This window comes from Nocardia sp. NPDC004718 (genome assembly GCF_053601535.1).
This window is the reverse complement of sequence record NZ_JBSGCA010000003.1, coordinates 101,827-114,599: the sequence shown is the minus strand read 5'-3', so window position 1 is coordinate 114,599 and position 12,773 is coordinate 101,827. Positions and strand designations below refer to the sequence as shown.

General features: G+C 67.8%; 11 protein-coding genes and 1 tRNA gene. 9 read left to right on the top strand and 3 right to left on the bottom strand.

Annotated elements, in window-relative coordinates:
• Positions 1-49: 49 nt before the first annotated feature.
• Positions 50-132: transfer RNA gene (locus tag ACWEH3_RS03955), tRNA-Leu, on the bottom strand.
• A 225-nt stretch (positions 133-357) separates the two neighbouring features.
• Here ACWEH3_RS03955 and ACWEH3_RS03950 point away from each other — a divergent pair.
• The 8 genes from ACWEH3_RS03950 (at position 358) to ACWEH3_RS03915 (ending at position 10,875) form a co-directional block, all read left to right on the top strand.
• A complete protein-coding gene (locus ACWEH3_RS03950) occupies positions 358-1,761 on the top strand; it encodes an FhaA domain-containing protein (RefSeq protein ID WP_450015881.1) in 1,404 nt (467 codons plus the stop codon).
• A gap of 205 nt (positions 1,762-1,966) precedes the next feature.
• Positions 1,967-2,434, top strand: a complete 468-nt coding sequence (locus ACWEH3_RS03945; protein WP_014980860.1) for an FHA domain-containing protein FhaB/FipA — start codon at positions 1,967-1,969, stop codon at positions 2,432-2,434.
• Complete coding sequence (locus tag ACWEH3_RS03940) at positions 2,431-3,945, top strand: PP2C family protein-serine/threonine phosphatase (protein WP_450015883.1); 1,515 nt, start codon at positions 2,431-2,433, stop codon at positions 3,943-3,945. The genes ACWEH3_RS03945 and ACWEH3_RS03940 overlap by 4 nt, the downstream gene beginning before the upstream one ends.
• Entirely contained in the window at positions 3,945-5,429 is a 1,485-nt protein-coding gene (locus ACWEH3_RS03935; protein WP_450015885.1) for an FtsW/RodA/SpoVE family cell cycle protein, read from the top strand. The genes ACWEH3_RS03940 and ACWEH3_RS03935 overlap by 1 nt, the downstream gene beginning before the upstream one ends.
• The gene (locus tag ACWEH3_RS03930) at positions 5,426-6,892 is read left to right on the top strand and encodes a peptidoglycan D,D-transpeptidase FtsI family protein (protein ID WP_450015887.1); all 1,467 of its coding nucleotides are present in this window, start codon (positions 5,426-5,428) and stop codon (positions 6,890-6,892) included. The genes ACWEH3_RS03935 and ACWEH3_RS03930 overlap by 4 nt, the downstream gene beginning before the upstream one ends.
• Positions 6,893-6,929: 37 nt before the next feature.
• A complete protein-coding gene (locus ACWEH3_RS03925; RefSeq protein ID WP_450015889.1) occupies positions 6,930-8,450 on the top strand; it encodes a protein kinase domain-containing protein in 1,521 nt (506 codons plus the stop codon).
• Positions 8,447-10,348 (top strand): Stk1 family PASTA domain-containing Ser/Thr kinase, encoded by a 1,902-nt coding sequence (gene pknB, locus ACWEH3_RS03920; protein ID WP_450015891.1) that lies wholly within the window; start codon positions 8,447-8,449, stop codon positions 10,346-10,348. The genes ACWEH3_RS03925 and pknB overlap by 4 nt, the downstream gene beginning before the upstream one ends.
• 107 nt (positions 10,349-10,455) lie before the next feature.
• Positions 10,456-10,875, top strand: a complete 420-nt coding sequence (locus ACWEH3_RS03915; RefSeq protein WP_450015893.1) for a CBS domain-containing protein — start codon at positions 10,456-10,458, stop codon at positions 10,873-10,875.
• A 201-nt stretch (positions 10,876-11,076) separates the two neighbouring features.
• Here ACWEH3_RS03915 and ACWEH3_RS03910 read toward each other — a convergent pair whose 3' ends face one another.
• Entirely contained in the window at positions 11,077-11,757 is a 681-nt protein-coding gene (locus ACWEH3_RS03910; RefSeq protein ID WP_450015895.1) for a RibD family protein, read from the bottom strand.
• Positions 11,754-12,398: an aminodeoxychorismate/anthranilate synthase component II gene (locus tag ACWEH3_RS03905; RefSeq protein WP_450015897.1), complete on the bottom strand. Its 645-nt coding sequence runs from the start codon at positions 12,396-12,398 to the stop codon at positions 11,754-11,756. Before ACWEH3_RS03905 ends, ACWEH3_RS03910 begins: the two co-directional genes overlap by 4 nt.
• A 97-nt stretch (positions 12,399-12,495) precedes the next feature.
• On the opposite strand from ACWEH3_RS03905, the gene crgA reads away from it, so the two are divergent.
• Entirely contained in the window at positions 12,496-12,759 is a 264-nt protein-coding gene (gene crgA, locus ACWEH3_RS03900; RefSeq protein WP_039803465.1) for a cell division protein CrgA, read from the top strand.
• Positions 12,760-12,773 lie beyond the last annotated feature (14 nt).

Here is a 12,773-nt window from a genome sequence, read left to right as displayed (position 1 = left end):
CTACAAAAGAGAAACCGCGCATCAGCACTTGATGCGCGGTTTCCGTCTGTGGGCGAAGGGGGACTTGAACCCCCACGTCCCGAAGGACACTGGCACCTGAAGCCAGCGCGTCTGCCATTCCGCCACTCGCCCGAGCGACTGGGAGACAGTATCACGGCCTCGCGCTGGATACGAAATCGCCATTTCAGAGGCTTGACCGGGGGGCTGAACGGGTACGGGAACCTGGGGCCGTGGCCAAGAGTTACAGGTGTGGACGATCGTGGATATCATGCAATGAACGTGGTCGATTAACGACACGCCATACACGCGTGTCGTTGTTACGAATCAGGAAGAGACGCGCACCGAAGGGAGGCCGAGATGGGCATCGTTTCGCGATTCGAGCGTCGCCTGCAAGGCGCCGTCGGTGACGTGTTCGCCAGAGTCTTCGGCGGCAGTGTCGTACCCCAGGAGGTGGAGGCGGCGCTGCAACGCGAGGCCGCCGATCATGTCCAGGACCTGGGCGGCGGGCACCTGCTGGCACCCAACAGCTATGTGATCACGATCAACACCTCCGATCACCAGCAGCTGGATGCCGACCACGACCTCACCACCCGCGCATTCGCCAAACATCTACAGGACTACATCCGCGAGCAAGGCTGGCAGACCTACGGCGAAGTACACGTGGCGTTCGAGGCATCACCTACGCTGCACACCGGACAGTTCAGGGCGAGTGGCCGCGTCGATCCCGACGCCGGACACAGAGCCAGCGCGGCTCGCGGCCCCGAATCACCGCCACAACGACCTGCACACCCGCAACCAGGAGCTGGCCCCATGACGCAGAACTCAGGCTACGACCCGAGCCGTGAGCCCGCGGAGTCCGATCCACGCAACCGCGGGTACGCTCCACCGCCTGCCGGACGCGGCGGCCCGCAGAACGGCGCGTACCGCGACGACTACGGCCGTGGCGGCGCATACGGGGCGGATTACCAGGCGCCGGACGCGCAGCAGGGTTACGGCGACTATCAGAACGGCTACGACTACCCGCAGGGTGGCCAGGGCTACGGGCAGCAGGGTGGTTACGGCGAGTCCGGCTACGGCGGCCAGCAGGGCGGGTACGGCGAGTCCGGCTACGGCGGCCAGCAGGGCGGGTACGGCGAGCGCGGGTACGGCCAGCAAGGCTACGGCGACCAGGGCTACGGCCAGCAGGGCTACGGCGACCAGGGCTACGGCCAGCAGGGCTACAGCGACCAAGGCTACGGCCAGCAGGGCTACGCCGACCAAGGCTACGGCCAGCCAGGGTACGGTCAGCCCGGCTATGGGCAGTCGGGGTACACCGATCCGAGCTACGGCGATCAGAACTACGCCGACCAAGGCGGCTACGCTCAGGACGACCAGGGCGGCTACGGCCAGGCATACTCACAGCAACCGGGGTACGGCGCGCAGCAAGGCTACGCGGGCGGGCAAGGCTACGGCGCCGCGCCGCAGGCCGGTTCGGGCTATTCGGCGACGCTCCAGCTGGATGACGGCAGCGGCCGCACTTACCAGCTGCGGGAAGGCAGCAACATCATCGGCCGCGGCCAGGACGCGCACTTCCGGCTGCCCGACACAGGCGTCTCACGCAGGCACATCGAGGTGCGCTGGGACGGGCAGACCGCGATGTTGTCCGACCTCGGCTCCACCAACGGCACCCTGGTGAACGGCTCCCCCGTGCAGGATTGGCAGCTCGCCGACGGCGACGTCATCCGTGCCGGGCACTCCGAGATCCTGATCCGTATCGTCTGATCCCGTAAGCTCGCGGTGCAGGTCACGACATGGCTCTCGAGGGATTCGTCGGTCGTATCGTGATCGAAATCGACCGACGGCCCTATGATGCTGCCAACACACGCGCGGCGCCGACCCAGGGGCCGGCAAGACCAGCAAGCTGGTGGGGGTGGTCGAACCGCACCTACGGCACCGACGTACACGGTCGAACAGGAGGTGGAGCGCCGTGCAGGGACTGATCCTGCAACTGACCCGTGCGGGGTTCCTTCTGCTGTTGTGGTTGTTCGTGTGGGCTGTGCTGCGCACGTTGCGCAGCGACATCTACGCGGCATCCGGCATTCGGATCCAGCCCAGGGCCGCACGCGGTTCCGCGGTGCTGCCTTCCTTCAGCCGGGGCCAGAAGGGCGCCAAATTTCTTGTGGTGACTCAGGGTTCACTCGCCGGCACTCGCATCTCGCTCGGCACCCAACCGGTGCTGATCGGGCGTGCGGACGACTCCACGCTGGTACTCACCGATGACTACGCCTCGACCAGGCATGCGCGACTGTCTCCGCGTGGTGACGACTGGTACGTCGAGGACCTCGGCTCGACGAACGGCACCTACCTCGATCGCGCGAAAGTCACCACCGCCGTCCGTGTTCCGCTCGGCACGCCCGTCCGTGTCGGCAAAACAGTGATCGAGCTGCGATCGTGACACTTGTTCTCCGCTACGCAGCGCGCAGCGACCGCGGTCTCGTCCGAGGCAACAACGAAGATTCCGTGTACGCGGGCGCCCGGCTGCTCGCACTCGCCGACGGCATGGGCGGCCATGCCGCGGGAGAAGTCGCGTCCCAGTTGATGATCGCCGCGCTCGCCCACCTCGACGACGACGAGCCCGGCGACGATCTGCTCGGCAAGCTCGACGCGGCCACCCGAGAAGGCAACGCCGCCATCGCCGATCAGGTCGAGGAGGAGCCCGAGCTCGACGGCATGGGCACCACGCTCACCGCGATCCTGTTCGCGGGCAAGAAACTCGGCCTCGTGCACATCGGCGACTCGCGCGCCTACCTGCTGCGCGGCGGCGAGCTCGGCCAGATCACCCGGGACGACACCTTCGTCCAATCGCTGGTCGACGAGGGCAGGATCACACCGGAGCAGGCGCACACGCACCCGCAGCGCTCGCTGATCATGCGCGCGCTCACCGGCAACGAGATCGAGCCGACGCTGATCATGCGCGAAGCGCGCGCCGGTGACCGCTACCTGCTGTGTTCCGACGGTCTCTCCGACGTGGTCAGCGACGAGACCATCGCGAACACGATGCGCGAGGGCAGCACCGACGAGTGCGCCGACCGGCTCATCGAGCTGGCGTTGCGCAGCGGCGGTCCGGACAACGTGACCGTCGTCGTTGCCGATGTCATCGACCTGGACTACGGCCAGAGCCACCCGATCGTCGCGGGCGCCGCCTCCGGCGTCGACGAGGACACGCCGCCGCCGAACACCGCCGCCGGCCGTGCCTCCGCGTTGCGCCCGCCGCGCGCCGCGCCGCGCCGGGCCGCCGCCGCGCCCGAGCCGCCCGCGAAGAAGTCGCACCGGCTGCGCTGGATCGTGCTCGCGCTGGCGCTCATCGTCGCGGTCTGCGTGGGGCTCGTGGTCGGCTACAAGATGATCCGCAGCAACTACTACGTCGGCGCCGCCGACGGTTCGGTGGTGATCCTGCGCGGGCTGCCCGGTTCGATCATCGGTTACTCGATCCATGACGTGAATCTCGTCGGATGTGTGACCCGCAACGGGGAACTCACCCTGACCGAGCCCGGCGAGAGCGTGCCGTCGGCGTGTAAGCCGCTGAAGGTCACCGATCTGAAGCAGACCGGCCGCGAGCAGGTGGACAAGGGCTTGCCGCCGGGCTCGCTGGACAAGGCCAGGGACTCGATGACCTACCTCGCCCAGCGAGAACTGCTGCCGCCGTGCCCGGTCAAGGAATCGGCGCCGCAGCCGGGTGTCGTCCCGTCGCCCGCCGAGACCGCGGCCCCCGCGCCCAACGGCGCTCAGCCCGCTCCGGCCACCGCCGCGCCCGCGCCTGTTCCGGCGCCGGCGCCGGCGCCGGAACAGGGTGACGCCAGGGGCACCGAAATCAAGACACCGACGAAGTCGGAGGCTCCTGTCCCGCCGTCGAGCACGTCGACCGCCCCCCAGACCGCGGGGGAGAACTGCCGGGTGACGGACTGATGTCCGCGCCGGCACCGCCGTCGGCTGGGGCTTTTCCCAGTCCCCCGGGCGGCTTCGCTCCCGCGCCACCGCCGAGCACCAGACGCAACGTCGAACTTCTGCTGCTCGGGGCGGCGGCGGTGATCACCACGGTGTCTTTGTTCCTGGTCGAGGCCAGTCAGGAACAGTCGATCACCTTGGATATCGCCAAATACGGCTTGGCCTACCTGGCGTTGTTCGCGGTGGCGCACCTGGCCGTGCGGCGGTTCGCCCCGTTCGCAGACCCCCTGCTGTTGCCGATCGTGGCGTTGCTCAACGGACTCGGTCTCGTGCTGATCCACCGGCTCGACCTGGCCGACCAGCAGACCGCCGCCTACAACTCGTGGGCGACCCCCTCCCCCGACGCCAATCAGCAGATCTTGTGGACCGCGCTGGGCACGATCGTGTTCATCACGCTGCTGATCGCGCTGCGCGACTACCGCACCCTGGCCCGCTACAGCTACACCCTCGGCCTCATCGGCCTTGTCGCGCTGGCCGTTCCGGCTCTGCTGCCGAGCGCGTTCTCCGAGACCAACGGCGCGAAGATCTGGATCAGGCTGCCCGGGTTCAGTGTCCAGCCGGGTGAGTTCGCGAAGATCCTGCTGATCATCTTCTTCGCCTCGGTCCTGGTGGCCAAGCGCGAGATCTTCACCGCCGCCGGTCGCCATGTGCTCGGCATGGAGTTCCCGCGCGGCCGCGACCTCGGACCGATCCTGGCCGTCTGGGTCGTCTGCATCGGCGTGCTCGTGTTCGAGAAGGATCTCGGCACCTCGCTGCTGATCTTCACCACGGTGCTCGTGATGCTCTACATCGCCACCGAACGGGTCGGCTGGCTGGTCATCGGCGGCGGACTGCTCGCGCTCGGATTCGTCTTCGCCTACCAATTGTTCGGCCACGTGCGGGTCCGGGTGGAGACCTGGCTGCACCCGTTCGACGACTACAACAACACCGGCTATCAGATCTCGCAGTCGCTGTTCGGCCTGGCCACCGGCGGTCTCGCCGGGACCGGCCTCGGCAGCGGCAGGCCGAACCAGGTGCCGTTCGCCAAGACCGACTTCATCGTCACCACCATCGGCGAGGAACTCGGCCTGATCGGGCTCGCCGCAGTGCTGGCGCTGTTCCTGGTATTCGTCGTGCGCGGGCTGCGCACCGCCCTCGCGGTGCGCGACAGCTTCGGCAAATTGCTCGCGGCCGGCCTGTCGTTCACCATCGCGATCCAGCTGTTCGTCGTGGTCGGGGGTGTGACCAAGCTGATTCCGCTGACCGGTCTCACCACCCCGTTCATGTCCTACGGCGGGTCTTCGCTGCTGGCCAACTACGCGTTGCTGGCGTTGCTGATCAAGATCTCCGACGCCGCCCGCGCACCCGCCCCGGTGCGCAAGAAGGAACCGGCGCCGATCGCCGACGCGCAGACCGAACTGCTGCGGCGCGATGGCGCGCGACCGGAGGCGGGGCCGCTGACATGAACACTCCACTACGCCGAGTCGCGATCGCGGTGATGGTGATGGTCGTCGCACTGCTGGCGAACGCCACCTACGTCCAAGTGATCAAGGCCGACGACCTGCGCTCCGATCCGCGCAACTCCCGGGTTCTGCTGGACGAGTACGCCCGCCAGCGCGGGCAGATCTCGGCAGGCGGCACCGTGCTGGCCGGCTCGGTCGCGACCGATGACCGCTACAAGTACTTGCGCACGTACCCGAGCGAGCCGAAGGCGTACGCACCCGCCACCGGGTTCTACTCGATGCAGTACGGCAGCACCGGACTGGAACGAGCCGAGGACTCGGTGCTCAACGGCTCCGACAGTCAATTGTTCGGCAGCCGCCTCGTCGACCTGATCTCCGGCCGCGACCCGCGCGGCGGCAACGTGGTCACCACGCTCAACCCGTTGATGCAGCAAGTGGCCTACGACCAGATGACCAGCAAGGGCTACACCGGTTCGGTGGTGGCGATCGAGCCGAGCACCGGCAAGATCCTGACCATGGTCTCCACGCCCAGCTACGACCCGAACCTGCTGTCCGGGCACGACGGTGCGCGCGGCACTCAGGCGTGGGAAACGCTGAGCGCGGATCCGCACCACCCCATGCTCAATCGCGCCATCTCGCAGACCTATCCGCCCGGATCCACGTTCAAAGTCGTGGTCACCGCCGCCGCGCTGTCCAACGGCGCCGCGACTCCCGACGACCAGTTCACCGCCGCGCCGAACATCACGCTGCCCGGCACCAGCACCACGCTGGAGAACTACAACGGCTCCACATGCGGTCCCAACCCGACAGCGTCGCTGTTCGAAGCGTTCCGTCGCTCGTGCAACACCGCGTTCGCCGAACTCGGCGTCAAGGTGGGTGCCGCGAATCTCAAGGACGAGGCGGCCGCGTTCGGCATCGGCCCGCACCGAGGGATCCCGATGCCGGTGGCGGAGAGCACCGTCGGCACCATCTCCGACGACGCCGCCCTGGCCCAGAGCAGCATCGGGCAGCGCGACGTGGCGTTGACCCCGCTGCAGAACGCGGTCGTCGCGGCGACCATCGCCAACGGCGGCGTCCGGATGGAGCCCTACCTGGTCGATCAGTTGCAGGGCCCGGATCTGAGCGAGCTGTCGAAGACCAAGCCGGTCTCGGTCGGCCAAGCCGTCAGCGCCGATGTAGCGTCGACCGTGACCAACCTGATGATCGCGTCGGAGGGCAACACCTCTGGAGGTAACCAGACCCCTTATCAGATCGCGTCCAAGACCGGCACCGCGGAGCACGGGAGCAACCCGCGCAACACGCCGCCGCATGCTTGGTACATCGCGTTCGCCCCCGCGCAGAACCCGAAGATCGCCATCGCGGTGATCGTGGAGAACGGTGGGGACCGGGCGCTTGCCGCGACCGGTGGCTCGGTCGCCGCGCCGGTGGCTCGCGCGGTTCTCGACGCCGGTCTTCGAGGGGGCTGAACGATATGGATGTGCGAGTGAAGGTACGGGGACCTCGATGCTGAACAACGGTGCGATGATCGCCGACCGGTACCGGCTGCAGCGACTGATCGCGACCGGCGGCATGGGCCAGGTCTGGGAAGCGCTGGACACCAGGTTGGACCGCAGGGTCGCGGTCAAGGTGCTGAAGTCGGAGTTCTCGGCCGACCCGACGTTCCGGCATCGATTCCGCACCGAGGCGAAGACCACCGCCCAGCTGAATCACCCCGGCATCGCGGGCATCTACGACTACGGCGAGACGATCGACCCGCAGGGCAGCGAGATCGCCTACCTGGTCATGGAATTCGTCCAGGGTGAGCCGCTGAACACGGTGCTCAACCGCCTGGGCAGGCTATCGGTCGCCCAGGGCCTCGACCTGCTCGAGCAGACCGGCCGTGCCCTGGAGGTGGCGCACCGCGCGGGCGTGGTGCACCGCGATGTGAAGCCGGGCAACATCCTGGTCACCCCGACCGGTCAGGCAAAGATCACCGACTTCGGTATCGCCAAGGCGGTGGACGCCTCACCGGTGACCAAGACCGGCATGGTGATGGGCACCGCGCAGTACATCGCACCGGAACAGGCGGTCGGCGAGGACGCCACCGCGGCCAGCGACGTCTACTCCCTCGCCGTGGTCGGCTACGAAGTGCTGGCAGGCCAGCGGCCGTTCACCGGCGACGGCGCGCTCACCGTCGCCATGAAGCACGTGCGTGAGACGCCGCCCCCGATGCCGGCCGATCTGCCCGGCAACGTGCGCGAACTGGTCGAGATCACGATGGAGAAGGACCCGGCGCGCCGCTACGCCAGTGGCGGCGAGTTCGCCGACGCGGTCGCCGCGGTGCGCGCGGGCCGCCGTCCGCCGCCGCCGAGTGGTACCCATCCCGCCGCGCCCTTGACCGGTGCTACGCGGGTGCTCCCGCCGGGCCCGACCGCCGTTATCCCCTCCACGCCACCCGACTTCGACGGGGCGACGGTGCGCTACTCGACGCCCGCGGCCGGCGCGGTGGGCGCGGCGAATCGCGCGGGCACGATCGCGGCTCCGGCCACCGTGCTGAGCCGTGGCACGGCGGGCGATCAACCGCCCGGTGGCGACAAGCGGTTCACCACCGCCCAGAAATGGCTGACCGTACTCGGCATCGGCGCCGTCCTGCTCGCCGCGCTCACGGCCTACCTGCTCTTCGGTGGCGACACCAATCCGGATTCCACGCCGTCGCCGACCGCGACGGTCGCACCGAACCCGAAGCCGGTCCCGCCGGTGGCCACCACGACCACTCCCAAGCCCGCACCCGCGCCGGTGGAAACCGAGACCTACGAACCGACCACCACCGAGCCGAAGACCACGACACCGGAGCCGACGACGACCACCGCGCCGCCCACCACCACGGCACCGAGCACGACGAAGCCGACGACCACCGCGCCCACTGCCACCGCAACGCGCCCGCGCATCCCGACTCTCGACCTACCATTCCCAGAGATTCCCGGTGCCCGGGGGCCTTCGGCCACTCGCAGCGGATCCGCCACTTCTTCGCAAGGACTGCCATGACGACCCCGAAGAATCTCTCGTCTCGCTACGAGCTGGGCGAGATCATCGGGTTCGGCGGTATGTCCGAGGTGCACAAGGCCCGCGACATCCGGCTGAGCCGCGACGTGGCGATCAAGGTGCTGCGGGCGGACCTCGCCCGCGATCCCACGTTCTACCTGCGGTTCAAGCGCGAAGCGCAGAATGCCGCCGCACTCAATCATCCGGCCATCGTCGCGGTCTACGACACCGGTGAGGCCGAGGTGGACGGCGGCCCGCTGCCGTACATCGTGATGGAGTACGTCGACGGCGACACACTGCGCGACATCGTGCGCGGCAAGGGGCCGCTGCCGCCGCGCCGAGCGATGGAAATCGTCGCTGACGTCTGCGCCGCCTTGGATTTCAGCCACAAGGCCGGGATCGTGCACCGCGACATGAAGCCCGCCAACATCATGATCAATCGGTCCGGCGCGGTGAAGGTGATGGACTTCGGCATCGCGCGCGCGATCGCCGACAGCTCCAACCCGATGACGCAGACCGCGGCGGTGATCGGCACCGCGCAGTACCTCTCGCCGGAACAGGCGCGCGGAGAGACGGTGGACGCCCGCTCGGACGTCTACTCCGTGGGTTGTGTGCTGTTCGAAATCCTCACCGGGGAGCCGCCTTTCACGGGTGACTCCCCGGTCGCCGTCGCCTACCAGCACGTCCGGGAAGATCCGCGGCTGCCCTCGCACGTGCACCCGGGGGTGCCCCGCGAACTGGACTCGGTCGTGCTCAAGGCGATGAGCAAGAACCCGGCCAACCGGTATCAATCCGCAGCCGAGATGCGCGCCGACCTGATCCGGGTACTCGGCGGCCAGAAGCCCAGCGCCCCCATGGTGATGACCGACGAGGACCGCACCACCTTCATGAGCGCGGACGAGCCTCCGCCGCGGAACTACCGCACCGTCGAACGCCACGACGACACCGCAGAGCAGGACCCGGCCGAACCGAACGGCCAGCGCCGAACCGCCTACATCGCGCTCGGCGCCGTCGCGGCCGTCGCCGTGGCTTTCGCTTTGTTCTGGGTGCTGCTCGGACCGGGCAGCAGGCCGGACCAGGTAGCCGTTCCCGATCTGTCCAACAAGTCCTCGCAGCAGGCGCAGGACGCGCTGCAGAAGCTCGGCTTCACGGTGGCGATCCAGCAGAAGCCCGACGGCAAGGTCGCCACGGGCAACGTCATCGCGACCCAGCCCTTGGGCGGCTCACGGATCGATGAGGGAAGCACCGTCACGGTTCAGGTGTCCTCCGGGCCCGCCCAAGTGCAGGTGCCGAAGCTCACGGGGCTGACCCAGGAGCAGGCCGAACAGGTGTTGAATTCCAAAGGCCTGCGGATCAACTCGAACATCGAGCGCAAACCGTCGAGCACCGCCGAGAAGGATCAGGTGATCGAGCAGAATCCGTCGCCGGGTTCGAAGGTCGACGTGGACTGGGAAGTCGTCGTCACGATCGGCACCGGCCCGGAAGCGGTTCGCGTTCCCTACGTCGTCGGCCAGACGATCGACGTGGCTCAGCCGAATATCGAGGGCAACGGTTTCAAGGTTGTCGTGCAAGAGGTGCAGTCCTCGAAGCCGAAGGGCGAGGTGGTCGCCTCCAGCCCGGCCGGCGGCAGCAACGCGGAGAAGGGCTCCACGGTTACCGTCCAGGTGTCCGCGGGCGATCTGAAGATGCCGTCGCTGGTCGGCCTCACTGTCTCGCAGGCGGTGGAGAAGCTGCGCGCGGAAGGTTGGACCGGCAGCACCAGCCAGATCAGCCAGTCGCCGCAGGGAACCTTCGACGCGGGCAATGTCGGACGCATACTCAGCCAGCAGCCGTCCGCGGGCAGTTCGATCCAGAAGAACAGCGCCATCCTGGTCGGTGTGGGGGTACTGGGTCCGCCGTGATCGGGCGTGGTCACCGGTATCCAGAAAACGAGACCATCCGGTGTGAATTGCGGGAGAATGATGCTGCTCCATCCCAATCAGCGCAGCTGAGCACGAGGAGGTAGCTCATGACCACTGCCAGGGACATCATGAAACCCGGCGTTCAGTGGATCTCCAAGGACACGACTGTCGAGCAGGCCGCGCGCACCATGGCCGAACTCAACGTCGGGTCGCTGATCGTCTCGGACGACAACGAACGGATGTGCGGCATCGTCACCGACCGCGACATCGTGGTGAAGTGCATCGCTCAGGGCAAGAGCCCCGCGAACTGCCGGGTCGAGGAACTGTGCGAAGCGACGCCGCGGTGGGTCGATGCCAACGCCGACATCGAGGAAGTCCTCGATGAAATGGAGAGCAACCGGGTCAAGCGCATGCCCGTCATCGAGGACAAGCGGCTGGTCGGCATGATCAGCGAAGCGGACCTGGCCAGGCATCTGGACGATAACCAGCTCGGCGAGTTCGTGACCGCCGTCTACGGGCGTCCGTAGATTTCGAACCGCTGCGGAGGGCGGTACCCCACCGCCCTCTCGGATGGGTCTGCCACCGGGCTCCCGCCCTGCGATGCGAACTCGACGCAGTTAGGGCGGGCGGCACAATCCGGTCGAGGTGTGGTGTGAGCCGACGCCCGGCCGCGGACGGCAGGCCGTCGTCCGCGGTGCGTCGCCCCTCGTCGTGGCACGACCCCGGCGTCAGATCCGGTCGGCCTTCGGCAGATACCGCAGCACGGCGACATCGCCGACTTGCGTCACGCCCGCCAGCCGCATCCTGCGGTGGGGCGCCCCCGGGAAATCGGCCGGGTCGAGGAACCGCGGGGCCGCGACGTCACCCACCAGGATCGGCGCCACCGCGAGGTGCAGTTCGTCGGCCAGATCGGCGGCGAGGAACGCGGTATGGACGCGGGTGCCGCCCTCCACCATGAGACGGTCGACACCCCGGCGGCCCAGATCGTCCAACAGCGCACCGAAGTCGAGTTCGGTGCCGAGATCCACCACATCGGCCAGTCCGCTCAGCCGGGTGGTGAGCTTCGCCGCGCCCGCCGCGGTGGTGTAGACGAGCTTGCCGCCGCCGTGGTGCCAGAACCGCAGTTCGGGATCGAGCTCGCCGCTCGCGGAGACCGTCACCTTCAACGGATACTCCGGCTTGCCCGCGGCGAGACGGGCCGCCCTGCGCTCGGCGCTGCCGACGAGCAGTCGCGGATTGTCGCTGCGCAGGGTCTGCGCTCCGACGAGGATGGCGTCGGAGTCCGCGCGGACCTGGTCGACCCGATCGAAGTCCGCCGCGTCGGACAAGCGCAGTCGCTCGGGGCTCGCGTCGTCGATGTACCCGTCGATACTCGTCGCGACCGACAGGAGCACATGCGGACGGGTCACTGCAGCACCAGCGCGGCGACCTCCGCCTCCAGCTTCTGCACCAACCCTTCGGCGGGACGCTCACCGCACACGCCCAACCAGTTCGCCAGCATTCGGTGCCCGCCCTGGGTGAGCACCGATTCCGGGTGGAACTGCACACCGTGGATGGGCAACGTGCGATGCCGCATCGCCATCACGATCCCGCTCTCGGTGCGCCCGAGCACCTCGATCTCCTCCGGCAGGGTGTCCTCGAGCACGGTGAGGGAGTGGTAACGCGTGGCGGTGAACGGGTCGGACAGACCAGCCAGCACGCCCGCACCGATGTGGAAGACCTCGCTCGTCTTCCCGTGCAGCAACTCGGGAGCCCTGGTGACCGTGGCGCCGAAGGCCGCCCCGATCGCCTGATGGCCGAGGCATACGCCCAGCAGCGGGACGTTTTCTTCCGCGCAGGCGCGCACCAACGGGATACTGGCGCCCGCACGGTCCGGAGTGCCGGGGCCCGGACTGATCAGAATGCCGTCGAAGTCACGGACCACCGCAGCGACGTCGGCCAGATTCGGATCGTCGTTACGCCAGACGACCGCGTCGACACCCAGTTGACCGAGGTACTGCACCAGGTTGAAGACGAAGCTGTCGTAATTGTCGACGACCAGAACACGCATGGCATCGAGATTACGTGCCCGCCCGGCACCGCGTCGCATCCATTACCTGTTGGGATAGCCTAGAGACCACGACCTGCACGCCGAATACGAGGACGTCATGCCCAAGTCGAAGGTCCGTAAGAAGACCGACTATACGATCAACCCCGCCAGCCGGACGCCGGTGAAGGTGAAGGCCGGGCCGTCGCCGGTCTGGTATGTCGCCATCATGCTCGGATTCATGCTCGCCGGGCTGGCCTGGCTGCTCGTCTACTACTTGGCGGCCGAGCAGATCAGCTGGATGAACGATCTCAACGCCTGGAACTTCCTGATCGGCTTCGGTCTGATGGTGGTGGGCCTGATCATGACGATGCGCTGGCGCTGAGCGGCGACATCGCG